Here is a 241-nt window from a genome sequence, read left to right on the forward strand (position 1 = left end):
GGTGGCGGCAAGCAGTTCCGACGACCAGCCGCGCTTGCCAGTATCGAGCCAGGAGGTGCCTGCCGAATCCGACATTTCGGAGATATATTCGCCGGTCAGCCAGAGACGCAGATAATCCTTCGGCAACAATACCTTGGCGACCTTCGCGAAAGTCTCAGGCTCATGCTTCCTGATCCAGGCGAGCTTGGGCGCCGTAAAGCCGGGAAACACGATATTGCCGGTCAGCGCCCGGAAACGCGGG

General features: G+C 60.2%; 1 protein-coding gene. It reads right to left on the reverse strand.

Annotation, left to right across the window (positions count from 1 at the left end):
• On the reverse strand, positions 1 to 241 hold a 241-nt coding region (locus EOD29_RS34620; RefSeq protein ID WP_245475530.1), incomplete at both ends, for an FGGY family carbohydrate kinase.

The sequence above is a fragment of the Mesorhizobium sp. M1A.T.Ca.IN.004.03.1.1 genome (assembly GCF_003997555.1).
In the GTDB taxonomy this organism is placed as follows: domain Bacteria; phylum Pseudomonadota; class Alphaproteobacteria; order Rhizobiales; family Rhizobiaceae; genus Mesorhizobium.